Origin of the sequence: Mesorhizobium sp. M0571 (assembly GCF_040320985.1) — a bacterium.
Lineage (GTDB): Bacteria > Pseudomonadota > Alphaproteobacteria > Rhizobiales > Rhizobiaceae > Mesorhizobium.
This window is the reverse complement of the sequence record NZ_JAMYQT010000004.1, coordinates 144,084-166,081: the sequence shown is the minus strand read 5'-3', so window position 1 is coordinate 166,081 and position 21,998 is coordinate 144,084. Positions and strand designations below refer to the sequence as shown.

General features: G+C 62.8%; 26 protein-coding genes. 13 read left to right on the top strand and 13 right to left on the bottom strand.

Features of this window, described 5'->3' with window-relative positions:
• The first annotated feature begins 22 nt into the window (after positions 1–22).
• The 4 genes from NKI85_RS07250 to NKI85_RS07235 are packed head-to-tail and all read left to right on the top strand — an operon-like array spanning position 23 to position 3,414.
• Positions 23–760 carry an ATP-binding cassette domain-containing protein gene (locus NKI85_RS07250; RefSeq protein ID WP_352527161.1) on the top strand — a complete coding sequence of 246 codons (738 nt, stop codon included), beginning with the start codon at positions 23–25 and terminating at the stop codon, positions 758–760.
• Positions 753–1,496, top strand: coding sequence for an ATP-binding cassette domain-containing protein (locus tag NKI85_RS07245; RefSeq protein ID WP_352527160.1), 744 nt, complete (start codon positions 753–755; stop codon positions 1,494–1,496). Before NKI85_RS07250 ends, NKI85_RS07245 begins: the two co-directional genes overlap by 8 nt.
• Positions 1,493–2,443 carry an ABC transporter permease gene (locus tag NKI85_RS07240; protein WP_352527159.1) on the top strand — a complete coding sequence of 317 codons (951 nt, stop codon included), beginning with the start codon at positions 1,493–1,495 and terminating at the stop codon, positions 2,441–2,443. Before NKI85_RS07245 ends, NKI85_RS07240 begins: the two co-directional genes overlap by 4 nt.
• Positions 2,444–2,448: 5 nt before the next feature.
• Positions 2,449–3,414, top strand: coding sequence for an ABC transporter permease (locus NKI85_RS07235; protein WP_352527158.1), 966 nt, complete (start codon positions 2,449–2,451; stop codon positions 3,412–3,414).
• Between the two features lie 65 nt (positions 3,415–3,479).
• Here the strand turns inward: NKI85_RS07235 and NKI85_RS07230 are convergent, their stop codons facing one another.
• On the bottom strand, positions 3,480–4,316 hold the full coding sequence (locus NKI85_RS07230) for an amidohydrolase family protein (RefSeq protein ID WP_352527157.1): 837 nt from the start codon (positions 4,314–4,316) through the stop codon (positions 3,480–3,482).
• A gap of 67 nt (positions 4,317–4,383) precedes the next feature.
• Positions 4,384–5,172 carry an IclR family transcriptional regulator gene (locus tag NKI85_RS07225; protein WP_023716659.1) on the bottom strand — a complete coding sequence of 263 codons (789 nt, stop codon included), beginning with the start codon at positions 5,170–5,172 and terminating at the stop codon, positions 4,384–4,386.
• Positions 5,173–5,331: 159 nt separating this feature from the next.
• Here NKI85_RS07225 and NKI85_RS07220 point away from each other — a divergent pair, with 159 nt between their 5' ends.
• From NKI85_RS07220 to NKI85_RS07185, 8 genes are all read left to right on the top strand, one after another.
• Entirely contained in the window at positions 5,332–6,651 is a 1,320-nt protein-coding gene (locus NKI85_RS07220) for a type 2 periplasmic-binding domain-containing protein (protein ID WP_352527156.1), read from the top strand.
• Between the two features lie 141 nt (positions 6,652–6,792).
• Entirely contained in the window at positions 6,793–7,689 is an 897-nt protein-coding gene (locus NKI85_RS07215) for a carbohydrate ABC transporter permease (RefSeq protein WP_352776461.1), read from the top strand.
• A gap of 2 nt (positions 7,690–7,691) precedes the next feature.
• Positions 7,692–8,558, top strand: a complete 867-nt coding sequence (locus NKI85_RS07210) for a carbohydrate ABC transporter permease (RefSeq protein WP_352527154.1) — start codon at positions 7,692–7,694, stop codon at positions 8,556–8,558.
• A gap of 1 nt (position 8,559) precedes the next feature.
• The gene (locus NKI85_RS07205; RefSeq protein ID WP_352527153.1) at positions 8,560–9,657 is read left to right on the top strand and encodes an ABC transporter ATP-binding protein; all 1,098 of its coding nucleotides are present in this window, start codon (positions 8,560–8,562) and stop codon (positions 9,655–9,657) included.
• A gap of 4 nt (positions 9,658–9,661) precedes the next feature.
• Entirely contained in the window at positions 9,662–10,774 is a 1,113-nt protein-coding gene (locus NKI85_RS07200; RefSeq protein ID WP_352527152.1) for a mandelate racemase/muconate lactonizing enzyme family protein, read from the top strand.
• Positions 10,775–10,784: 10 nt separating this feature from the next.
• Positions 10,785–11,114: an L-rhamnose mutarotase gene (locus NKI85_RS07195; RefSeq protein WP_352527151.1), complete on the top strand. Its 330-nt coding sequence runs from the start codon at positions 10,785–10,787 to the stop codon at positions 11,112–11,114.
• Positions 11,107–12,183 carry a Gfo/Idh/MocA family protein gene (locus NKI85_RS07190; RefSeq protein ID WP_352527150.1) on the top strand — a complete coding sequence of 359 codons (1,077 nt, stop codon included), beginning with the start codon at positions 11,107–11,109 and terminating at the stop codon, positions 12,181–12,183. Before NKI85_RS07195 ends, NKI85_RS07190 begins: the two co-directional genes overlap by 8 nt.
• Before the next feature lies 1 nt (position 12,184).
• Positions 12,185–12,664: a MaoC/PaaZ C-terminal domain-containing protein gene (locus NKI85_RS07185; RefSeq protein ID WP_352527149.1), complete on the top strand. Its 480-nt coding sequence runs from the start codon at positions 12,185–12,187 to the stop codon at positions 12,662–12,664.
• A gap of 238 nt (positions 12,665–12,902) precedes the next feature.
• Here the strand turns inward: NKI85_RS07185 and NKI85_RS07180 are convergent, their stop codons facing one another.
• The 9 genes from NKI85_RS07180 to NKI85_RS07140 all read right to left on the bottom strand — a co-directional run bounded on the left by NKI85_RS07180 (position 12,903) and on the right by NKI85_RS07140 (position 20,719).
• Positions 12,903–13,859 (bottom strand): C-terminal binding protein, encoded by a 957-nt coding sequence (locus tag NKI85_RS07180; RefSeq protein WP_352527148.1) that lies wholly within the window; start codon positions 13,857–13,859, stop codon positions 12,903–12,905.
• Positions 13,860–13,871: 12 nt separating this feature from the next.
• Positions 13,872–14,630: an HpcH/HpaI aldolase family protein gene (locus tag NKI85_RS07175; protein WP_352527147.1), complete on the bottom strand. Its 759-nt coding sequence runs from the start codon at positions 14,628–14,630 to the stop codon at positions 13,872–13,874.
• A 43-nt stretch (positions 14,631–14,673) separates the two neighbouring features.
• Positions 14,674–15,387 carry a hypothetical protein gene (locus NKI85_RS07170; protein WP_352527146.1) on the bottom strand — a complete coding sequence of 238 codons (714 nt, stop codon included), beginning with the start codon at positions 15,385–15,387 and terminating at the stop codon, positions 14,674–14,676.
• A gap of 26 nt (positions 15,388–15,413) precedes the next feature.
• Positions 15,414–16,724, bottom strand: coding sequence for a TRAP transporter large permease (locus NKI85_RS07165; protein ID WP_352776460.1), 1,311 nt, complete (start codon positions 16,722–16,724; stop codon positions 15,414–15,416).
• Positions 16,725–16,727: 3 nt separating this feature from the next.
• Positions 16,728–17,240, bottom strand: coding sequence for a TRAP transporter small permease (locus NKI85_RS07160; protein WP_352527144.1), 513 nt, complete (start codon positions 17,238–17,240; stop codon positions 16,728–16,730).
• A 57-nt stretch (positions 17,241–17,297) separates the two neighbouring features.
• On the bottom strand, positions 17,298–18,239 hold the full coding sequence (gene dctP, locus NKI85_RS07155) for a TRAP transporter substrate-binding protein DctP (RefSeq protein WP_352776459.1): 942 nt from the start codon (positions 18,237–18,239) through the stop codon (positions 17,298–17,300).
• Positions 18,240–18,366: 127 nt separating this feature from the next.
• Complete coding sequence (locus NKI85_RS07150; protein WP_352527142.1) at positions 18,367–18,909, bottom strand: flavin reductase family protein; 543 nt, start codon at positions 18,907–18,909, stop codon at positions 18,367–18,369.
• Positions 18,909–20,003 (bottom strand): LLM class flavin-dependent oxidoreductase, encoded by a 1,095-nt coding sequence (locus NKI85_RS07145; protein WP_352527204.1) that lies wholly within the window; start codon positions 20,001–20,003, stop codon positions 18,909–18,911. Before NKI85_RS07145 ends, NKI85_RS07150 begins: the two co-directional genes overlap by 1 nt.
• On the bottom strand, positions 20,003–20,719 hold the full coding sequence (locus NKI85_RS07140) for a GntR family transcriptional regulator (protein ID WP_352776458.1): 717 nt from the start codon (positions 20,717–20,719) through the stop codon (positions 20,003–20,005). The genes NKI85_RS07145 and NKI85_RS07140 overlap by 1 nt, the downstream gene beginning before the upstream one ends.
• A 446-nt stretch (positions 20,720–21,165) precedes the next feature.
• Here NKI85_RS07140 and NKI85_RS07135 point away from each other — a divergent pair, with 446 nt between their 5' ends.
• On the top strand, positions 21,166–21,432 hold the full coding sequence (locus tag NKI85_RS07135; RefSeq protein WP_352527140.1) for a hypothetical protein: 267 nt from the start codon (positions 21,166–21,168) through the stop codon (positions 21,430–21,432).
• A 42-nt stretch (positions 21,433–21,474) separates the two neighbouring features.
• Here the strand turns inward: NKI85_RS07135 and NKI85_RS07130 are convergent, their stop codons facing one another.
• Entirely contained in the window at positions 21,475–21,693 is a 219-nt protein-coding gene (locus NKI85_RS07130) for a hypothetical protein (RefSeq protein ID WP_352527139.1), read from the bottom strand.
• A 3-nt stretch (positions 21,694–21,696) separates the two neighbouring features.
• On the bottom strand, positions 21,697–21,876 hold the full coding sequence (locus tag NKI85_RS07125; RefSeq protein ID WP_352527138.1) for a hypothetical protein: 180 nt from the start codon (positions 21,874–21,876) through the stop codon (positions 21,697–21,699).
• Between the last annotated feature and the right edge of the window lie 122 nt (positions 21,877–21,998).

Here is a 21,998-nt window from a genome sequence, read left to right as displayed (position 1 = left end):
GGCTCTTCCATCAGGATCGCTCATGCTGGAAGTCCAGGCCATCTCGAAACGCTACGGCGAAACGATTGCGCTGGCGAAAGCCTCCATCGCATTCCGCGCCGGCACGATCCACACCATCCTGGGCGAGAACGGTTCGGGCAAAAGTACCCTGGTCAAGCTGCTGTCGGGAATCGTGCAGCCGGACAGCGGCACAATCAGGCTCGAAGGCAAGCCGTTTGCCGGCTTCGGGCCGGCGGCCTTCCAGGCCGCCGGTTTCGCCACCGTGTTCCAGGAAGTGCTGATCGCGCCTGACCGTTCGGTGACGGACAACATCCTGCTCGGCCTCGACGGTTTGCTAACGCGCACCGTGCCGCGCGCGGAGCGGCGGCAACGCGCACAAGCGGTGCTGAAGCGCTTCGCGGTGACCGAGATCCCGCTCGACCAGTTGGCCGGGCAATTGCCGCTTGCCGTTCAGCAGCTTGTGGTGCTCGCCCGCGTCGTGGTTCGCAACCCGCGCATTCTCATTCTCGACGAGGTAACAGCGGCGCTCGACTTCGCCGATCGCGAGGCGGTTTTCGCCATGATGCGCAAGCTCGCTTCGGAAGGCTGCCTGATCCTGTTCATCACCCATCGCATGGACGAGGTGATGGCGCTTTCCGACCGGATTTCCGTGTTGCGCGGCGGCAGCGTCGTGACGACCGAGGAACGCGGCGTTTCCACCGCATCCGAGCTTCTCAAGGCGATGGCGCCACGCACCGCGGCGGAGCTGGCGCATGGCTGATCGCGCCACCCTTTCGGTGCGTGGCCTGGTGATCGCGCCGAGCGCAAGCCCGGTGACACAGACGATTGCGCCGGGCGAGATCGTCGGGCTGGCCGGCCTCGACGGCCACGGACAGGAGCGTTTCCTGAAAATACTAGCCGGGCTGGAACAGGCCGTCGCCGGCGAGGTGGTCGTCGAGGCACTCGAGGGACCCCGCGCCATCACCAGCTTCCGCAAGGCGGTCGCCAGCGGCATCGCCTATTTGCCACGCGACCGGCGCGCCACCGGCATCTTTCCGACCCAGTCGGTGCTCGATAATTTTGCCGTCTCGACACTGTCGCGCGACATGCGTTTCGGCCTGCTCAACTTCGCCGCACGGCGGCGGCGCTACGAGGCCTACCGCGAAAAACTCTCCATCGTCGCGCCACGGCCGGATGCCTCGATCACGACGCTTTCCGGCGGCAACCAGCAGAAGGTGCTGTTGGCCAGGGCACTGGCACTGGAGCCGGCGATCCTGCTCCTCAACGATCCGACACGCGGTGTCGACGTGGCGACGCGCCATGTCCTCTACGACGTGTTCCGCGGGCTGGCGGCGGACGGCATGGCTCTGGTCATCCTGTCGAGCGAGATCGAGGAGATCCTGCTGCTTTGCCATCGCGTGCTGGTGTTCCGCGAACAGCAGGTGGCGGCTGAAATCAGCGGTGAGGCGATGATCAGCGACGCCGTCATCGCTGCCATGTTCGGACGCGCGGCATGAGCGGGTTTCGACGCATGGCCGAGCGATGGCGCGGCGCCGGCTTTGCGACCGTGCTGCTGGTTATCCTGATCACGGTCAATCTGCTGCTCAATCCGGCGCGCTTCCATCCTTCCGCTTGGGGCGCGCTGATCGGGCTCGCCGCACCTCTGATCGGCGCAGCGCTCGCCTCGGCTCCAGTCATCCTAGCCGGGCGCGGCGGCGTCGACATTTCCGTCGGGCCGCTGATGGGGTTCGTCAATGCGATCGTGATCCAGGTGCTGTTTCTCAAGTTTGGAATGTCTTCGCCGCTGGTCATCGTGCCGGCAGCGCTTTTGATCGGCACGATCGTCGGCGCCGCCAACGGCTTCCTGGCGACCATCGTCCGCATCCAGCCGATCGTTGCGACGCTCGGCACCTATCTGATCCTCACCGGCACGACGCTGACCATCCTGCCGGCGCCGATCGGCCCGGCGCCGGGCTGGCTGAAGGCGATGGCCGGCCCCTGGTCGGCACTGCCGCTGGCGCTGATCTTCCTGTCCTGGTCGCTGGTTCGCCAGACGCCTTATTACGACCAGCTGATGGCAGTGGGCAGCGACGACCGCGCCGCCTACACCGCCGGCGTTCCAGTCACCAAAGTCCGTTTCATCGCCTATGTCATGACCGGCATTCTCGCCGCCTGCGCCGGCCTGATGCTGACCGCCCTGATCGGCTCGGCCGATCCCAACATCGGACCGACCTACACGCTGATCGCGATTGCCGCGGTGGCGCTCGGCGGCGTCAGCCTTGCCGGCGGACGCGGCGGGCTCGCCGGGGCCGCTATCGGCGCTATCGACATCTTCCTGCTGCAGAGCGTGCTGACCGCCTTCAACGTCTCCACCTATGTGCTGCAGATCGCCTATGGCGTCATTCTGGTTGTGGCCGTCATCATGACGGCGCTGCAGGAGCGGCTCTCGGGACGGAAAGGCTGAGAAGGATGCGCCAGACCTGGTTTCAGTCCACCAATGCCCGTGTCGCCGGCGCTTTTGCCGTCGCTGCCGCTTTGCACCTCCTTGGCACCTTGCTCATCCCGGGCTATTCGCAGCCGTTCGCCATCCGGGCGCTGTTGGTCATCGCCTCGCTGCTGGCCGTCGCATCGATCGGCCAGACCCTTGTCGTCATTCTGGGCGGCATCGATCTGTCGATCCCCTTCGTCATCGGCTTTGCCAATGTCGTCGCGGCACAGCTTTACGGCGCCGGCTGGAACTTTGCCCTGGTCTGCGCGGCCGTGGGCGTGCTCGCCATGCTGATCGGAGCGCTGAACGGCCTGATTTCGCGCGGGCTCGACATTTATCCGCTGATCGTCACGCTCGGCGTCGGCATGATCGTGCAAGGCGCCGTCCTGCTATGGACCGGCGGCTTTCCATCCGGATCGGCGCCTGCAGCAGTTTCCGCCTTCGTCTCGATCGGCGGTTCTGTCGGGCCATTGCCGGTCCCTGGGCTGGTGCCATGCGTCGCGGTATTGACCTTGCTGGTGGCGCTGGTGTTGGCGCGCACACCCTATGGCCGCCGCCTCTATGCGCTCGGCAGCAACCCCGGCGCAGCGCCGCTGGCGCTGATCGATCCCGTCCGCATGTGGACGGTGACCTATGCCGCGAGCGCCTTTTTCGCCGCCACCGCCGGCGTGCTGCTGCTCGGCTTCACCGGCTCTGCCTATGGCGATGTCGGCCAGCCCTATCTGTTCCAGACCATCGCGGCGGTGGTGGTCGGCGGCGCCGCCCTTGTCGGCGGCCGCGGCAGCTATTTCGGCACCATTGCCGGCGTGCTGGTGCTGACGGAGATCAACACGCTGCTGATCGGCCTCGGCTTCCGGCCCTCGACTGTGCAGGCGGCACTTGGCCTGGTCATCGTGCTCTTGGTTTCGCTCTACGGCCGCGAGCGGCATGTGTCAGCGACGATCTGAGGCCGCCTATTCGTTTTAGCCGCATTTGTGCGACGCCAAGTGATCCCACTTGGCTGCAAAATGCTCTACAAACTCCACAGCCGCTTTGCATTGCCGGACAGCAGCTTTTGCCGTTCATCGTCGCTGGCGCCGCTAAGCAGCGCGTGCGTTGCCGCAACCCAGGTCGCAAGGCCGCCGCCAAGCGTGCAGACCGGCCAGTCGCTGCCCCAGACGACCCGATCCCAGCCGAACCATTCGATGGTGTGCTCGACATAGGGACGCAGCGTATCGATAGTCCAGGATCCGGCATCCGCATAGGCGACCACACCGGAAATCTTGCCGACGACGTTCGGGCGCCCTGCGATCTCCGCGATGTGCTCGCGCCACGGATGCTCGCCACCGCCCTTGATGTCCGGCACACCGCAATGGTCGAGCACGAACTGGACGTCCGGCGCGAGGTCGGCGAGTGCCGTCGCCTTGGGGATCTGGTGCGGCAGAACGACAAGGTCGAAGGTCAGGCCGGTGCCGGCAAGCCGCTTGATGTTTTCACGAAACAGCGCGCCCTCCGAGAGTTCATCCGACATGACGTGCAGCACACGCCGAAAGCCCTTGACGAAAGGATCGGCGCGCTGGCGCTCGAGATACGCGGCAAAGCCCGGCATTTCCGGACGGCAGGAGGCGATTGCACCGCGTAGCAGGCTGTCCTTCTGCTGCGACAGCGTTTTCACATGGCTGGTCTCGGCCTCGATATCGGCTGGATCGACATCGACCTCCATATGCAATGCGCCCTCTATGCCGGCCCGCCGGGCCTGGACTGCATATTCGTCATAGGAGAAATCGCGGTTGAGCGCCGGCACGCCGGAAAGCCAGGGGTAGCGCAGCGCCGACTGGTCGATGAGGTGCAGATGGGTGTCGAAGATCATGGCGGCGCTCTCCTCCTTGGCGGCTTCGAGATCATCTCACGGAGAAATTCTTCATTCAAATAAGAATTTACCTCGATTGCTTGACGGTCGACCCCGCCAGTTGGGATAGCTTTTCGGTCGCTGCCAGCAACAGCTCTATCGTCCTCGTGATATCGGGCGCCTTGGGTGCGTTGACCAGGGTTATGTAGGGGATCGACAGCGCGGCGATCGCCTTGCCGTCCGAGCCAAGAACGGGCGTCGACAGGTTGAACACGCCGGCGGTCTGCATCGACGCCATCATCTCGTAGCCGCGTTCCCGGATCTGGTCGAGGCGGGCAAAGAACTCCGGCGATTGAGGCGGCTTGTCGGTGCTGCGCAGATGTTCGGATATCATCATCTGCCGCTCTTCCGGCGGGCGGAACGCCAGCAGCACATGACCGGAGCCGGTGTCGAACAGGCTGATATGCGAGCCGACGCGAATGGAGATGCCCCAGTAATCCGGCGCCTCCTGCTGTGCGATCACCACGGCGGAGCCGCGATCGAAGACGACGAGCTGGTTTGCCTGCTGTGAGGTTTCTGCCAGCTCGCGCATCAGCGGCGTCGCATAGGAAACCAGCCGGCGCACCGGCGCGTGCAGCTGCGCCAGGCCAAACAGTTTGAGCGTCAGCGAATAACGGTCGCCATCGGGACGCGTGACGTAGCCGCGCCGCACCAGCCGATCCAGCATGCGGTAGAACTCATTGGGGCTGCGGTCGAGTTTCTTGGCGATTTCCGCCTGCGTCAGGCCGCCATCGACGCCAGCCAGCAGCTCGAGGATGTCGAGCCCCTTGTCCAACGCCGGGGCTCGATAACGGTCGTCTTCCTCGTCCTCTGCCATTGGGCCTCTCCAGTGAATTTTGCTTTTCATATACGCATAACAGCATTGCTTCCGAAAGAACTTTCGCTTGACGATTATGTAAATGTTTTGTTTGTATATGAATGAAGCTGCCGATCAGCCCTCGCTATGGATCGACGCAGACTCTTTGGGAGGATACCAATGACGAAACTGTTTTGCTGCCTGTCGGCCGGCGTAACGTTGCTCGCACTTGGTGCGAGTGCTGCCTTTGCTGCCAAACTGCCCGGCAAATTCGATGGCGTCACCATCGACGCCAAGCTGATCGGCGGTCAGCAATATGAAGGGCTCTACGCGCGCATCGGCGAGTGGGAAAAGCTGACCGGCGCCAAGGTCAACGTGATCTCGAAGAAGAACCACTTCGAACTCGACAAGGAAATCAAGTCGGACATCGCCTCCGGCAGCATCAACTGGTGCGTCGGCTCGAACCACTCATCCTTCGCGCCGCAATATCCTGATATCTACACCGATCTCAATGCGCTGCTGCCGAAGGAGGAGATCGACGCCTTCGTGCCGTCTACGATCAAGGCCTCGACGCTCGACGGAAAGCTGGTGATGCTGCCGCGCGCGCAGTTCGATGTCTCGGCGCTCTACTACCAGAAGAGCCTCTATCAGGACGAAGCCAAGAAGGCTGCCTACAAGGCCAAATACGGCAAGGAGCTGACCCCGCCCGACACCTGGGACGAGGTCGCCCAGCAGGCGGAATTCTTCGCCAGCCCGCCGGACTTTTACGGCACCCAGTTCGCCGGCAAGGAAGAGGCGATCAACGGGCGCTTCTACGAGATGCTCATTGCCGACGGCGGCGAGTATCTCGACAAGGACGGCAAGCCCGCCTTCAACTCGGAGGCCGGCGTGCACGCGCTCGACTGGTTCGTCAATCTCTACAAAGCCAAGGCGGTGCCGGCCGGCACCACCAACTATCTGTGGGACGATCTCGGCCAGGGCTTTGCCTCAGGCACCGTCGCGATCAACCTCGACTGGCCGGGCTGGGCCGGCTTCTTCAACGATCCAAAGTCGTCGAAGGTCGCCGGCAATGTCGGGGTGAAGGTGGCGCCGAAGGGATCGGCCGGCATTCGCACCGGCTGGTCGGGGCACCACGGATTTTCGGTCACCCAAAACTGCGGAAGCAAGGAAGCTGCGGCGTCGCTTGTCTGGTTCCTGACCAATGAGGACAGCCAGAAGCTTGAAGCAGCAGGCGGCCCGCTACCGACCCGCACGGCGGTATGGGACTGGGACATCCAGCAAGCGGCCAATGATCCTTACAAGAAGGAAGTGCTGGCGGCTTTCCAGGAAGAGGCAAAGCACGCTTTTGCCGTACCGCAGACACCTGAATGGATCGAAATCTCCAACGCCGTCTATCCCGAATTGCAGGCCGCCATTCTCGGCGACAAGACCTCCAAGCAGGCGCTGGACGACGCTGCCGCCAAGGCTACCCAGATACTCGAGGACGCCGGCAAGCTTTGACCATTCTCGCAAGGGGGCGCCGCGCTTATCGACGAGCGGCGCCCCGAACTTTTTCCGAACCATGCGCAACACGCTTTGTCTTGATCCCAGTTCGCCGATGGCGGCCTTCGGCGTCCGGGCACCAACCAGAACCGGATCGACATGAAAGGCTGGAGACCCTCGCCGCCATTGCTGCTCCTGCTGCCGGCGGTGATCCTTCTGGCGGCGGTAGTGGTGGTGCCGCTGCTGCTCTCGCTCTATTCCAGCTTCACGCCGTTCCGGCTGACCAAGCCGGAGACGTTCTGGGTTTTCATCGGCGCGCGTAACTACGTCACCATCCTGGCCAGCCGCGATTTCTGGATCGCCTTTGCCCGTACCGTGGTGCTGCTGACGGTGGCGCTCAACCTTGAAATGCTGATCGGGCTCGGGCTGGCGCTCCTGGTGGAAAAGGCATCGCGCGGACGGCGGATCCTGCGCACCATCATGATGTTCCCGATGATGTTTTCGCCGATCCTGGTCGGCTTCCAGTTCAAATTCATGTTCAACGACAATATCGGCCTGGTGAACAACGCCCTGCAGGCACTCGGCCTGACCGATCGCGCCATTCCGTGGCTGATCGACGGCAATCTCGCCTTCATCGCCATACTGACCGCGGAAATCTGGTCATCGACTTCGGTGTTCGCGATCCTCATCCTTGCCGGGCTGCTGGCGATGCCGCGCGAGCCGGTCGAGGCGGCCCGCGTCGACGGCTGCACGCCATGGCAGACATTCCGCTATGTCACCTGGCCGTTCATCATGCCGTTTGCTTTCATTGCCATGACCATCCGCTCGCTCGACGTGGCGCGCGCCTATGACATCGTCAAGATCATGACCGACGGCGGCCCCGCCGGCCGCACCGAGCTCGTCTGGACGCTCGTCGCCCGCACCGCCTACAGCGACGCCAGGATGGGGATGGCCAACGCCATGGCCTATTTCTCGATCCTGCTGTCGATCCTGTTCACCGTCTATTTCTACCGCAAGCTCGCCGCGGCACGCACGCAGATCGCGGCTGAGTGGTGAGGATGGACCAGAACAGCCTGCATCGTCTCGGCAACAAGGCGCTTCGGATCGTCCATGGCGTCGGGCTGTTTCTGGCCATGCTGGTCATCTGCCTGCCCGGCATCTGGATCGTGCTGTCGTCGCTCAGGCCGACCGTCGAGATCATGGCCAAGCCGCCGGTGTGGATCCCGCGGGACCTCTCGCTCGACGCCTACGTCGCCATGTTCAGCGGCGTCGGCAAGGGCGGCATCCCGGTGCTCGACTATTTCCGCAATTCGCTGATCATCTCGGTGACCTCGACCGTCATCGCCATCGTCATCGGCATGGCCGGCGGCTACGCCTTTGCCCGCTACCGCTTCCGCGCCAAGTCGGCGATGTTCCTCGGGCTGATGCTGACGCGCACAGTGCCCGGCATCGCGCTGTCGCTGCCGCTGTTCTTCGTCTTTGCGCGGCTCGGCATCATCGACACGCATTTCGGGCTGATCCTCGTCTATGTCGCGCTCAACGTGCCCTTCACCGTCTGGCTGATCGACGGCTTTTTCCGCCAGGTGCCGAAAGACCTCGCCGAGGCCGCGCAGATCGACGGCTGCACGCGCTGGCAGGCCTTCTGGCAAGTCGAGTTTCCGCTCGCCGGGCCCGGCATCGCCTCGGCCGGCATCTTTGCCTTCCTCACCTCGTGGAACGAGTTCGCGCTGGCCTCGCAGCTGACGCGCTCGATCAACTCCAAGACATTGCCGGTCGGCCTGCTCGACTATACGGCCGAGTTCACCATCGACTGGCGCGGCATGTGTGCGCTGGCCGTGGTCATGATCATACCGGCGCTCACGCTTACCTTCATCGTCCAGAAACACCTCGTCGGCGGCCTCACCTCCGGCGCGGTGAAAGGCTGACATGGCAACAGTATCGCTGAAAAAACTCACCAAAAGCTATGGCCCGGTGGCGGTGGTGCACGGCATCGACCTCGAGGTCGCGGACCGCGAGTTCATCGCGCTGGTGGGACCGTCCGGCTGCGGCAAGTCGACAACCCTACGCATGATCGCCGGCCTCGAGGCGATCAGCGACGGGGTCATCGAGATCGGCGGCCGCAAGGTCAACGATCTGCCGCCGCGCTCGCGCAACATCTCGATGGTGTTCCAATCCTATGCGCTCTATCCGCACATGACCGTGCGCGAAAACCTCGGCTTCTCGCTGAAGATCGCGGGCGCCGCGAAAGAGGAAATGGACCGCCGCGTGGCCGAGGCGTCCGGCATTCTTGGCCTCGACCAATTGCTCGACCGCCGGCCGTCGCAGTTGTCGGGCGGACAGCGCCAGCGCGTCGCCATGGGCCGCGCCATCGTGCGCGATCCCGACGTCTTCCTGTTCGACGAACCGCTCTCCAACCTCGACGCCAAGCTTCGGACGCAGATGCGCACCGAGATCAAGAAGCTGCACGCCAAGGTCCAGTCGACGGTGATCTACGTCACCCATGACCAAGTCGAGGCGATGACGCTCGCCGACCGCATCGTCATCATGCGCGACGGCTTCATCGAGCAGGTCGGCACGCCCGACGAGGTCTTCCGCCGTCCGCAGACCCGTTTCGTGGCCGGCTTCATCGGCTCGCCGCCGATGAACCTGCATGAGGCGGTTGTCGACGACGGACAGCTGCTGTTCGCCAGCGGCGAGAGATTGCCTCTGCCCAGCCAATTCAAGGCCAATGTCGGAACCGGCGACAAGGTGGTGTTCGGCCTGAGGCCCGACGACATCTATCCGACCGGACACGGCATCAGCTCCGGCGAAGAGGTCGACGTCCACCAGGTGGAATTGCCGGTGACCGTCACCGAGCCGCTCGGCAACGAAACGCTGGTGTTCGCCGAATTCAACGGCAGCGACTGGGTATCGCGGATGCTCAATCCAAAGCCGCTCAAAGCCGGCGACTGGGTTAAGATGAGCCTGGACCTGTCGCAGGCCCATCTGTTTTCTGCCGAAACGGGCAAGACATTGCGAGGTTAACGTCATGGCAAAGATCGAAAAAATTGAACTGCGGATGGTCGACCTGGTGCCGAAGGTCAAGCGCACCGATGCGATCCAGAGTTTTGTCTCGCAGGAGACACCGATCGTCACCATCACCGACGCCGACGGCGCCGTCGGCACCGGCTACAGCTACACGATCGGCACCGGCGGCTCATCGGTGATGCGGCTCCTGGCCGATCACCTTGCGCCGCGGCTGATCGGCCGCGATGCGGATATGATCGAGGCGATCTGGCACGCGCTGGAGTTCGCCACCCACGCCACGACGATTGGCGCGATCACCGCAATCGCGCTCGCGGCCGTCGATACCGCACTTTGGGATCTGCGGGCGAAGAAGCAAAACCTGCCTTTGTGGAAGCTGGCCGGCGGCGCCAAGGACCGCTGCCCGCTCTACACGACCGAGGGCGGCTGGCTGCACATCGAGACCGAGGCGCTGGTCGAGGACGCGCTGGCCGCCAAAGCCAAGGGTTTTCGCGGGTCGAAGGTCAAGATCGGCAAGCCGCACGGCTGCGAAGATCTCGCCCGGCTGACGGCGGTGCGCCAGGCGGTTGGAGACTCCTACGAGATCATGACCGACTGCAACCAGGGCTTTTCGGTCGACGAGGCGATCCGCCGGGCCGAGCGGCTGCGTGAGCTCGACCTCGCCTGGATCGAGGAACCGCTGCCGGCGGACGACATTGACGGCCATGTCCGTCTGTCCAATGCGACTTCGACGCCGATCGCCATCGGCGAGTCGCTCTACTCGATCCGGCATTTCCGCGAATATATGCAGAAGGGCGCGTGCTCGATCGTTCAGGTCGATGTCGGTCGCATCGGCGGCATTACGCCGTGGCTGAAGGTAGCGCACGCAGCCGAGGCGTTCGACATCCCGGTCTGCCCGCATTTCCTGATGGAACTGCATGTCAGCCTGACCTGCGCCATTCAGAACGGCCGATATGTCGAGTATATTCCGCAGCTCGACGAGCTGACCGGGAAGAAAATGCGCATCGAGGACGGGCACGCATTGGCGCCGGACGAGCCCGGCATTGGCATCGACTGGGACTGGGATGCGATCAAGGCCAAGAGCATCGCGGAATTCACGACCGATATAACAAAATAGGGAGCCGGACATGCAGCGAATGGGAATGGTGCTTGGTCTCAAGCCGGAGAAAGTCGCTGAATATGTGCGGCTTCACGCCGCCGTCTGGCCGGATGTTCTCAGGATGATTTCCGCCTGCAACATCAAGAATTATTCGATCTATCTCAGGGAGCCGGAGCACCTGCTGTTCAGCACCTTCGAATATCACGGCACCGACTATGCCGCCGACATGGCGAAGATGGCAGCCGATCCCAGGACGCAGGAATGGTGGGCGCTCTGCATGCCTTGCCAGGAGCCGCTGCCGACCCGCAAGGAGGGCGAGTGGTGGGCGACGATGGACGAAGTCTTCCATCATGACTGATGATGTTTTCGATCCCGCCTCGCTTGCTCAGGCCTGGGCACAGCCGTCCAGGCCCAGGCCGATCGTGATTTTCGGCGCAGGCTCGATCGTCGGCGATGCGCATTTCCCAGCCTATGGGAAAGCCGGCTTTCCGGTCGCCGGGCTTTTCGATCCAGACCAAGCAAAGGCGGAAAAACTGGCGCAGAAATGGGGCGTCACAGCTTACCGGTCGGTCGAGGAAGCGGCGGCGAACAGGGACGTCGTCTTCGATCTGGCGACGCCGCCGGCCCATCATGCCGGCGTGCTCAGGGCGTTACCCGACAATGCTGTGGCGTTGATCCAGAAGCCGATGGGCAGTGACCTCCGCGAGGCCACCGAAATTCTTGAAATCTGCCGCTCCAAAAACCTCAAGGCCGCGGTGAATTTCCAGCTTCGCTTCGCGCCGATGATGCTGGCGCTCAGGCATGCGATCGCCAAGGGTTGGCTCGGCGACGTGGTCGATTTCGATGCGTGGCTGGCGCTGGCGACACCCTGGCAGCTCTGGGAGTTCCTGCTGAAGGCACCGCGCGTCGAGATCGCCATGCATTCGATCCACTATCTCGATCTGATCCGGCAATTGCTCGGCGATCCCAAGGGGGTTCACGCCAAGACACTCGGCCACCCCGGCCACAAGGTTGCGCAAACGCGCACCAGCGCGATCCTCGACTATGGCGACACCGTGCGCTGTGCACTGTCGATCAACCATGATCACAAATTCGGTCGAAAACACCAGGCCTGCGAATTCCGCATCTGCGGCACCGAGGGCGCCGCCTATCTCAAACTGGGGCTCAATCTCGACTATCCGCGCGGCGAGCCGGACATCCTTGAAATCTACCCCAAGGGCGGCTCCGACTGGATTGCGGTGCCGCTCGTCGGCGAATGGTTTCCCGATGCCTTTGTCGGCCGCATGGCCAATGTCCAGCGCTACGCAGCGGGCGAGGACAGCGAGCTTGTCAGTTCCGTCGAGGATGGCTGGAATACCATGGCGCTGGTCGAGGCCGCGTACCAATCGAGCGCGGCGCCGGCAACACCGATCGCGGCGAGGCCCTGACATGGAACAGACTGTCTATTTCGAGGACTATCAGATCGGCTCGTCGCGCATGACCAGCGGGCGCACCATCACCGAGACCGACTTCGTCGTCCATGCCGGCCACACGGGCGATTTCTTTCCCCACCACATGGACGCCGAATTCATGAAGACGACGCCGTTCGGCCAGCGTATTGCCCATGGCACGCTGGTCTTTTCGGTCGGCGTCGGGCTGACGGCGAGCGTCGTCAACCCGGTCGCCTTTTCCTATGGCTACGATAGGTTGCGCTTCATCAAACCGGTGTTCATCGGCGACACGATCAAGACCCGCACCACCATCTCGGCTAGGGAAGACGACCCGAAGCGGCCGGATTCGGGTCGCGTCATCGAGCGTTGCGAAGTCATCAACCAGCATGGCGATGTGGTGCTGGTCGCCGACCACATCTATATCGTCGAGCGTCGCGACAAGCCGAGCAGAGCCTCGACGGATGGCGCTGAAATCTAAAGCCAAAAAAACCGCCTTGCGGCGGTCCTCGGTGCGAATCAGCACCATACGTAAATTAGTAGCATAGCTGCCGGCACAAAGCAAGAACAAAATGTGGCGCTGTCGGCAAAAAATGCGAATTCACTTTACCTGTTCCCGTCTTTATCCGTTTGCCGAGGTCGCGCTCAAGGGCGCCTGCCCCGGAATGTTAAGGTGGAACTGTCGACAGGCAGCGGATGGTGCCGACATCGGGAATTGGTCATATCCGGTTGACCGGATATACCGGCTTGCCGCCGCGCAGGACCGATGCGACATCGGCAAACACCTTGTTGCGAACCTCGGCGTAAGACTGGGTCGAGTAATGCGCCGCGTGTGGACTGACCAGGACGGTGTCCAGCGCCAGCAGCGGATTGTCGGGCGAAGGCGGCTCCTGCTCGAACGTGTCGATGCCGGCGCCTGCCAGATGGCCGCGCCGGATCAAATCCGCCAACGCGACCTCGTCGACCAGCCCGCCACGGGATACGTTGATGAGTATTGCCCCTTCCTTCATGCGCGACAGGGCTTGCGCCGACATGATGTTTCTGGTCTCCGGTGTCGCGGGAACGTGCAGCGAGACGATGTCGGCCCTGGCCAGCAGCTCGTCGAAGCCGACCGGTTCGGCACCACCGGCCGCGATGCGCTCTGCCGGCATATGCGGGTCGTAGGCGATGATGTGGTAGCCGAAGACCCGCGCCCGCTCGGCAGTCAGCCGCCCGATCTGGCCGAAGCCGATCAGGCCGAGGATCTGCCGGTCGGGCCGCGTGATGCCGGCGCCATCGGTCATTGCAGCCCAGCGGCCGGCGCGCACCGCGCTGTCGAACTGCTTCAGCCTGCGCGTCAAGGCCAGGATCAAGGCCATGGCATGGGTGCTGACCTCCACCAGATTGGCGTCCGGCACATAGGTTACCTGAACACCGGCACGGCTGGCGGCCTCGACGTCGATCGAGTCGAGCCCTACGCCGAACCGTCCGATGACCTTGAGGTTGTTCAGTTCTGCCAGAACGCGAGCCGTGATCGGCTCCCGCAATATCATCAACGCGTCGGCGTCGCGGCAGTGTTCGATCAGGGCATCTTCTGTGAGGAGCGTCTTCTCGATAAACTCGGCATTCAAGCCGTCGAGGTAGCTTAGCTGCTCTTCCTCGACTGACAGCACGCCGTCGGTCTTGATTATCTTCATGCCAAACTCTTGCTATGAGGCGCTGCGCGCCGAGGCGACGCCGGCGGCAAGGCCGGCGCCAAGAAACATCGTGTCGCTGGCCAGCATGTAGAAGCTGATGCCGTGCTTCGACCATTTCCCGACATCGTCTGCCGAAGGGCGAAAGATGCCGACGGCCTTGCGGGCCGCACGCGCCGCAGCCGCGATCCTGACGATCGCGGCATTGAGCTTGTCCTGACCGGCCGGCCCCATGGCGTCGATCGAGACAGACAGGTCGCCGGGGCCAATGAAGATCACGTCGACGCCGTCGACCTGGACAATGTCGTCGATGTTGGCGAGGCCCTCGGCCGTCTCGACCTGGATGGCGACCGTCAGGACATCGTTAGCCGACATGAGGTAGTCCGGAATCCTGTAGCCATAACCGGCGGCGCGGCCTGGACCGACGCCGCGTGCGCCGACAGGCGGGTAACGGCAGGCCATGACCGCCATGCGCGCTTGCTCGGCCGTCGAGACGCGCGGTACCAGGACGCCCGACGCGCCGGCGTCGAGCGCGGCGGCTATCCACTCCGGCGTTTGGCCCGGCACACGCACCATCGCAGGAACCCTGTGGACATCGGCTGCTCGGATCAGATCTTCAAGCCGCTCGCGGCCGATCTGCGAATGCTCCCAGTCGATGCACAGAAAATCGACCCCGCTTGCGGCCGCCACTTCGACCGCCACCGGATGCGGGATGGCGCAGAAGGTGCCGATGAGGCGATTGAGAGAGACACATTTCTTGCGAAAGTCGTACATGACATCTCCAGAGATTTTTCGGTGCCGGCAAAACCTGTTCGCGCTATGTGGCCCGCGGCAAAGGATGCACGGCTTCCGTCGACATCGGGAAATGCCGGCTGCCGCCTGAAAACGGCGGGAAGGTCTTGTAGTCGGCGCGCATCTCCAGCCGCGCCGGCGATTGCAGCGCGTGCGTCAGCGCCGCGGGACTGTCGAACATGACCCGATTGCGCTGCATATGGTCGACCCGCGGCCAGGGCAGCGAGCCGCACCAATCCAGTCGCGACAGAACCTCGATGTGGCGAATGCCGGGGAAGGCCCGCATCAATTGCGGATGATGCGTCACATAATGGTAGAGCCAGACATTCATGTCTTCGGCCGGCCCGGGATAGTGGACAAGATAGCTGCAGGGGAGCCCAGACGTCTTGACGCCAGCGTCATCGACGGGAAACGGACGCACGCACATTGCCTGTTGCGTCGGCCTCGAACCGGCGATGCTCGACAGCATATCCGGTGCGGCAAGCGCCTGCAGATGTCCGGACGGCGCCAGCGCCGCCTCCATGCCCGCCAACTCGTCGAAATAGAGCTGGAAGCCAAAAACCGGCGGTGGACCATCCTTGTTGAACATGTCCGTCGCCACTTCGGGCAGATAGATGTTTGCAAGCGCAAGGCCCGGCGTTGACGCGATCACGCGCCGCACAGCGTCCACATCGTCACGGGCGATGGCCAAGTTTGCCTCGCGGTCATCGTGGAAGAAAGCAAGATAGGCAAAGCGCATGTGGACACCTGCTGGATCGAGTTCGACTAGATCAAGTTCGGAAGGAAGAGGGCGATCTGCGGAAAGAGGACAATCAGCAGGATCAGCAGAAGCGTCAGCGCGATGTAAGGCGCCGCTGACATGGCAACCGTCTTGAGCGACGTGCCTTTCGGCGCAACACCGATCATGATGAACAGCAGCAGACCAAACGGCGGCGTGGTGAAGCCGACCTCGTAGGCGAGCAGCAGGATCAGCCCGAACCACACCGGCTCGTAGCCGAATTGCTGGGCGATCGGCAGGAAGATCGGCAGCGTGATCAGCATCATCGAGACCTGATCCATGAACATGCCGAGCAACAGGATGACGAGCACCATCATGAGCAGCATGGGATACGGTCCAAGATCGTAGCCCACGATGAACTGGATAAAGCCGTTCGACGCGCCGGAGAAGGCGAATATCTGCGAGAACGTCGTCGAAGCCGAGATGATCAGGAAGGTCATGCCCGTGACCTTCATCGCATCGTCCAGCGACTTCCAGACAACCGACCAGCTGAACCTGCGGTAGACAAACAACAACGCGAAGACGGCGGCACAGCCGAGCCCTGCCGACTCGGTCGGGGTGGCTATCCCGAGGATGATCGTGCCGACCACCATGAACACGATGACGCTCATCGGAATGATGTTGACGGCAACCGCCCTCACCTTCTCGGCCGCACGAACGGCGGGTACCGGATAGTGCGGAGCGGCGTCCGGGTCGATCTTCGTCTGTGCGAAGATCAGGGCCGCGTACATGACAACGAGGAGCAGTCCGGGCAAAGCCCCCGCTATGAGCAGCGCGCCTACGTCAATCTGGGCCAGCGAGCCGAGCAAGACGGCCAGCGAGGATGGCGGGATGATGACGGCAAGGCTTCCGGCGCCAAGCACCGGTCCGTAGGCCATGTGCGGCTTGTAGCCCCGCTTCAGCATCTCGGGCACCATCAGCGAGCCCATCATGCCGGTATTGGCGAGGCTCGATCCTGATAGCGCGGAAAAGATCGTGCCGGCGGCGAGGACGACATAGGCAAGGCGTCCCCGCAGATTGCCGATGCACAGGTCGAGCGCGTAGATGACTTTCTCGCCGAGGCCGGAGCGGAAGAACAGGCTGCCCATGACAAGAAACATCGGCAGCGGGGCAAGCGCATAGGTCGAGACAGCGTCGGAGAAGTTGGCGACCATCTGCGTCACGCCGATCGAACCGCCGAAGAACACGTACAGCCCGATCACATTGGTGACGAAAAACGCGAAGGCGACTGGCAGCCCGAGGCCCATCAACACAAGAATGGTGCCAACGAGCACGGCGAATGGAAACAGCCAGGCCACTACTCAGAGCCCTTCCATTTCCAGAGGGTCGAGCGTGTACAGTGTGTCACGGCCGAGCAGATATCCGAGCCATTCCAGCGCCGAGAGATAGAAGGCGAGCATGATGGGCAGGAAGACCAGCCATTTCGGCATATCGAAACTGCGCGTTTCATATTCGCCGCCCGCCGCGGCGCTTATCAGGGAAGACAGAGCGACGCTGCCAAGGTAGAGGCTGACGGCAATGCAGGCGAGATAGACCAGCTTTTCAAGCACCGCCCGTGCCCGCACCGGAAGCGCCTGGCGCAGGAACTCGACGAAGACATGGCCCTTGCTGTGGACCAGCCAGGGCATCGGCAGAAATGCCGCGTAGAGCAGACCGTATTCCGTCGCCGACACCGCCCAGGCAAGCGGCCTCAGGCCCAGATTGCGGACGCACACATCAGCGACCACCGCGACAATGATCAGGCCAAGCACCACTTTTGCCGCCGCGGCAAGCGCAAGGCTCAGCTTTCCGATCGCTGCAAACAATCTGTCCATTCCCGACGACCCTCATGTCCACCTTGATGAAGGGCGCACCAGCGCCCTCCGTTCGGACTACTGAAAGAACTTCTTCAACTGATCGATGTTGGTGGGATCGCGTTTGGTCATTCTCGCCCAGCTCGCCTGCGTGGCAGCCGCCAGGAATTTGTCGCGGCCGGCGCCGGTCAAGCTGATCACCTTCTGCCCGCCGCCGATCATCGCCTGTGCCTGCTTTTCGGACTCGGCGAGATTGGCGTCGTAGCTCGCGCGCTCGTATTCGACGGCCGTGTCGGCAAGCAGCTTCTGCGCCTCGGGCGACAGCGTGTCCCATTTCGCCTTGTTGATCGAGATCAGCACATCGGTTTTGAAGAATTGCGGGTCGACACGGTATTTGGTGAATTTGTCCCAGCCGAAGGACGCATAGCCAAATACCGTATACGCGTTGGCATTGACGACGCCGCGCTCGAGCGAGGTGTAGACATCCCCCGGCGCTTGCACGATCACCGTTGCGCCCAAGGATTCAAGGAAATCGCGGTAGAGCGGCGACGAGCGGATCTTCAGACCGCTCCAGTCGATGCTGCCTTCGCTGTTGAGCTTGGGTTCGTCAACGGTGAAGACGTTGAAGCCCGAGCCCGCGTCGACATGCGCCAGCAGGTGGGCATTGGCCTTCTTCTCGAAAATTCCGTTGATGAAATCCCAGCCGCCATTGTCGCGGACCTCCCACGGCGTCTTCGTCGACGCGGAGAAAACCTCGCCTTCGGGCACGAGCTCCAGGAACTGCCCTGCCGGCGTGTCGATCACGTCGATCAGGCCGCTCCTGAGCGCCGCGCCCTGCTGAATCGGCGGAATGACCTCCGGCCCGCCACGCACATTGATCTGAACCACGCCTTTGCCCTTTTCGTTCACCTTCTGAACGAACTTCAGGAAGCTCTGGGCGTAGCCGTTCTGCGTCGGCGTAAAATGCACGGCGTTGAGGACAACCTCTTCGGCCGTGGCGATACCCGCTACACCCGACATGAGTGCAGCCAGAACAAGGGATTTCCAAATGCGCATTGCCGTACCTCTGATAGTTCGCCCATGATCTGGCCCATGATCGGGTCGATCTAAAATTGCAATCGCTGCGCCGCCGCCGCGTGAACGGCGGTTAGTTGGCATCATCTCCTACTGTCAGGAACCGCCCATGCGCATAGAAGACCGGCGACCGGTCAGCGCGATCCAGCGCGACGCCTGAGACGATGCCGATGACGATCATGTGCGACGCCCGCACAATGATTTCGGCCACCCGGCATTCGAACATTGCACGCGCGCCGACAAGCAAGGGCGCGCCGGTTTCGCCACGCACCCATGATCCGGACGAGAACCGCGCGGCGCCCTTGGCTTTGGTCATGCCGCCAAAGGCACGTACAACGTTCTCCTGGTCGCCGGCGGGAAGATTGACCGAAAACGGCAATCCTTCGCGAATGGCCGAGGCAAAGGTGCTGCCGCGGTTGACGCAGGCCAGCAGCGACGGCGGCTCGGCGCTGAACGAGCAGAGAGCCGTCGCCGTGATGCCGCAAAAACCGATCTCGTCATGTTCCGACGCGAGGACGGCGACCGAGCCCGCCACGGCCCGCATCGCCTGCTTGAAGGCGCGCGGATTGATGGCGTCGTGCCCATGCACCCACGTCGGAATGGCGGCCGCCGGCATCAATTTACTCGAAGCCCGGCCTGACGCATCAGCGGCAGCACGCGGTCACAGAAGAAGGGCAATTCGTAGGTGTAGTTGACGAATGTAAGGGCGGCGCCGGAATAGCCCTGGTCCATGATCTCAGTGAGATCGTCGACGATCTTTTCCGGCGTGCCGATGAGCGGGAACGTTCCGGCACCGCCGGCGAACCTTTGCCGATATTCGGTGAAAGCCTTCGCATCGTGCGAGTTCGCGAATTCCTTCTTCTTGCGCATATGCTCGTCGACCGCACCCTCGTCCGCGCATTCCAGCGCGTAGTGCCGGTAGTAGTCCTCGGCTTCCTGCTGGGTCTCCCGGCAGACGACGTGACAGACCGTATAGACGCCGACTTCGCGTCCGACTTCGGCCGCTCGGTTTGTGATGTCGACCACATGCGCACGGCCGTCGGCGATTTCGGAAAAAGTCGAGAACAAATAGTCGCAGTGGCGCGCTGCATAGTTGCGCCCCGGCGCGCCGAAGGCGGCGTTCATGGTCACCGGTCGTGGCGCCTGCAGGCTTGGCGGGCGGCTGACGACCCCCTTCAGATCATAGAACTCTCCGCCGAAGTCGAACGGCTCCCTCGATTGATAGGCACGCACGATGATGTTGATCCATTCCTCGGCCTGATCGTAGGTTCGATCGCCGACCGTCTGCCCGAACATGGCGAACTCGTCCGGGTTCCAGCCGCAGACGATGTTCAAGCCGGCCCGGCCATTGGAGATGTGGTCGACCGTCGCCAGCGCTTTTGCAGCCTGCAGCGGATGAACCAGCGGCACATGCACCGTCATGAACAGGCCGATGTTTTCCGTGGCGACAGCAAGACCCGCCGCCCAGGTGAAAGTCTCGAACGACCATTCCCGCACATGCGTCAAACCGCCGAAGCCGCGCCAGCGGGCGATCGGCAGCAGAAACTCCAGGCCGGCGCGATCGGCGACGCAGGCAGCATTGAGATTGTCTTCCCAGCGGGCACGCCAGCGCTCGGGAACGGTGGTCATTGCCAGGCCGCCATCGGCGTTCATGGAAAAGACGCCGAGCTTGAACCTGTTCGGCCCTTTCAGCGGGTGCTGCTTCCTGATCATGATTTCCCCCGCTGCGACATGCTCTCACCTTCGCCGGTGGAATGTTGAGACGGTGGGCTCAGCTTCATGAAACGCTCCTCGGCGTTCTGAATGAAGTGGGTCATGCGGTCGTAAGCGGCGACGGCGTCGCGCTTGACGAATGCCTCGTAGATGGCGCGCATGCCGGCAACGATAACGGCCTGCGTCGGCTGGTGCGACAGCGTCCTTAAACGGACGACGAGCACGTGGTCGGCGAAGCGGGCAATCGTTTGTGAAAGGCGCTCGTTCTCGACGGCACCGAGCCAACAATTCCTGAATGCCGAGTTGGCCTGGAAAAAGCGGTCAGCATCGCCGGCGGCGGCCGCTGCCTCTGCCTCCCGAAGCGCGGCTGCCAGCGTCTTGAGGCCAACGGCGTCAAGTGTCCGTGCGGCGTGTGCGGCGGCCCGCGGCTCGAGCAAGCGGCGGACCTCGAAGATGTCGGCGACATCCGTCGCGGTAAGCGTGGGCAGTGTGAAGCCGCGTGTCGTGCCGACGAGATAGCCTTCATGCACCAACTGCATCAACGCGTCGCGGACAGGCATTCTGGAAATGCCGAGCTGGGCGGCAATATCGACGTCGACGAGTTTCCGGCCGGGCGCCAGTTCGCCGCGCTGTATCGTCAGGCGGATCTGCTGATAGACCTGGGCACGCAGATTGCCCTCGCCAACCCGTTTGAGCTCTATCGTTTCCGTCATCCACGCCTTCCCATGCGGAGATTTCGTATATCGTTTGAGGCTGTGTTCTCGCGGTCGTACCGTTGAAATGCAGCCACGTATCGGCAGAAATCCACCTGTCAGCCATGTTCCCGGCTCAAGTGGAGCACAGGCTGGATCACCTGGCAAGATGTTTTAAGTGTATAATGTATACTGTTTGAGTTCGCTGTCCGGGGGGCGGAGGATCGCGCCATCTGTGCTGCCGCGCCGCGCGACGGCGGGGACAGCTAACGATCCGCGCGGTTCGGTAAAAAACGTACAGACGTTTTTCCGTGACACGTCGAAGTTGACGGATTTAACTAAAATTACTTGCGATCTGCGCGCGCCGGCACGCCCACCCCGATCCCCTCGCCGGTACGCATTACTGGATCGCCCGCCGTATCGAAAGGTGCGGCGGGCTTTTCGTTTCGTTTGGCGGGGAGGCACTTATGCGAGACTTGCCCAGGAATATCGACGCAGACGTCGTGATCGAAATCAGCAAGCTGCTCGACGACCGGGCGAAATCCGTGCCGGTGCCGGTGCACAAGCTGGCGGCGATGATCCGGCTGGGCGTCGAGACGCGTCTGACCAATCACTCCATCGAAGAGTTGATCGTGGAGATGGCCGCGACGCGAGGGCTTCCGATGTTGTTCGATTTGCCCGTGGTAAATGTCGACAATGTCGTTCCGTTCGCCTCGGCGCGGCGTCCCCGCTGACACTTCGCTCGACCCCGCCGATCGTCGCGTCGCCGCCCGACTTCACTTGTCCTGATGCGCGGGCCGAGTGTCGCCTTTCTTTTCGGGGTCGTGGGTATGGTGGCTGTCGCGTTCGCCGCCGCCGCCGGAGATCTTGCTGTGGCTGCGACGGTCGGAGTCGGCCGGCGGCTTTTCGACGCTCAGCGGCTTCTTGGCGTTTTCGTGCGCGGCGCCGGGACCGCCCTGGCGGATGCTGGCAGGAGTCTTCTTCGACGTGGACATGACCTAGCGATCCTGGACGTTGCCTTGATGGGTGGTGTTGACCCTCGTATTGCCTTGCTGGCCCTGCTTGTCGGGATCCGGAACGGCAGATTGCGGTGCCTGGTCGGCTGCTATCGATTTTTTGTCACCGGCGCCCTTTGGGCTCAGATTCTTCGGCGGCACAGGGGGAGGTTTTGTGCTCATGGCGTTTCTCCTTCCGCCACCCAAACAAGCGGCTCGGGAGAAAGGTTCCCGAGGGTCCGACACTAACGGTGATTGCCGCAACGAGCCGGGTCCACAGGCCGTGGCTTGGGGCCGGCGGGATC

Coding starts and splice junctions, on each gene's coding strand:
- NKI85_RS07250 (WP_352527161.1), top strand. CDS start 23: ATGCTGGAAGTCCAGGCCATCTCGAAACGCTACGGCGAAACGATTGCG.
- NKI85_RS07245 (WP_352527160.1), top strand. CDS start 753: ATGGCTGATCGCGCCACCCTTTCGGTGCGTGGCCTGGTGATCGCGCCG.
- NKI85_RS07240 (WP_352527159.1), top strand. CDS start 1,493: ATGAGCGGGTTTCGACGCATGGCCGAGCGATGGCGCGGCGCCGGCTTT.
- NKI85_RS07235 (WP_352527158.1), top strand. CDS start 2,449: ATGCGCCAGACCTGGTTTCAGTCCACCAATGCCCGTGTCGCCGGCGCT.
- NKI85_RS07230 (WP_352527157.1), bottom strand. CDS start 4,316: ATGATCTTCGACACCCATCTGCACCTCATCGACCAGTCGGCGCTGCGC.
- NKI85_RS07225 (WP_023716659.1), bottom strand. CDS start 5,172: ATGGCAGAGGACGAGGAAGACGACCGTTATCGAGCCCCGGCGTTGGAC.
- NKI85_RS07220 (WP_352527156.1), top strand. CDS start 5,332: ATGACGAAACTGTTTTGCTGCCTGTCGGCCGGCGTAACGTTGCTCGCA.
- NKI85_RS07215 (WP_352776461.1), top strand. CDS start 6,793: ATGAAAGGCTGGAGACCCTCGCCGCCATTGCTGCTCCTGCTGCCGGCG.
- NKI85_RS07210 (WP_352527154.1), top strand. CDS start 7,692: ATGGACCAGAACAGCCTGCATCGTCTCGGCAACAAGGCGCTTCGGATC.
- NKI85_RS07205 (WP_352527153.1), top strand. CDS start 8,560: ATGGCAACAGTATCGCTGAAAAAACTCACCAAAAGCTATGGCCCGGTG.
- NKI85_RS07200 (WP_352527152.1), top strand. CDS start 9,662: ATGGCAAAGATCGAAAAAATTGAACTGCGGATGGTCGACCTGGTGCCG.
- NKI85_RS07195 (WP_352527151.1), top strand. CDS start 10,785: ATGCAGCGAATGGGAATGGTGCTTGGTCTCAAGCCGGAGAAAGTCGCT.
- NKI85_RS07190 (WP_352527150.1), top strand. CDS start 11,107: ATGACTGATGATGTTTTCGATCCCGCCTCGCTTGCTCAGGCCTGGGCA.
- NKI85_RS07185 (WP_352527149.1), top strand. CDS start 12,185: ATGGAACAGACTGTCTATTTCGAGGACTATCAGATCGGCTCGTCGCGC.
- NKI85_RS07180 (WP_352527148.1), bottom strand. CDS start 13,859: ATGAAGATAATCAAGACCGACGGCGTGCTGTCAGTCGAGGAAGAGCAG.
- NKI85_RS07175 (WP_352527147.1), bottom strand. CDS start 14,630: ATGTACGACTTTCGCAAGAAATGTGTCTCTCTCAATCGCCTCATCGGC.
- NKI85_RS07170 (WP_352527146.1), bottom strand. CDS start 15,387: ATGCGCTTTGCCTATCTTGCTTTCTTCCACGATGACCGCGAGGCAAAC.
- NKI85_RS07160 (WP_352527144.1), bottom strand. CDS start 17,240: ATGGACAGATTGTTTGCAGCGATCGGAAAGCTGAGCCTTGCGCTTGCC.
- dctP (WP_352776459.1), bottom strand. CDS start 18,239: ATGTCGGGTGTAGCGGGTATCGCCACGGCCGAAGAGGTTGTCCTCAAC.
- NKI85_RS07150 (WP_352527142.1), bottom strand. CDS start 18,909: ATGCCGGCGGCCGCCATTCCGACGTGGGTGCATGGGCACGACGCCATC.
- NKI85_RS07140 (WP_352776458.1), bottom strand. CDS start 20,719: ATGACGGAAACGATAGAGCTCAAACGGGTTGGCGAGGGCAATCTGCGT.
- NKI85_RS07135 (WP_352527140.1), top strand. CDS start 21,166: ATGCGAGACTTGCCCAGGAATATCGACGCAGACGTCGTGATCGAAATC.
- NKI85_RS07130 (WP_352527139.1), bottom strand. CDS start 21,693: ATGTCCACGTCGAAGAAGACTCCTGCCAGCATCCGCCAGGGCGGTCCC.
- NKI85_RS07125 (WP_352527138.1), bottom strand. CDS start 21,876: ATGAGCACAAAACCTCCCCCTGTGCCGCCGAAGAATCTGAGCCCAAAG.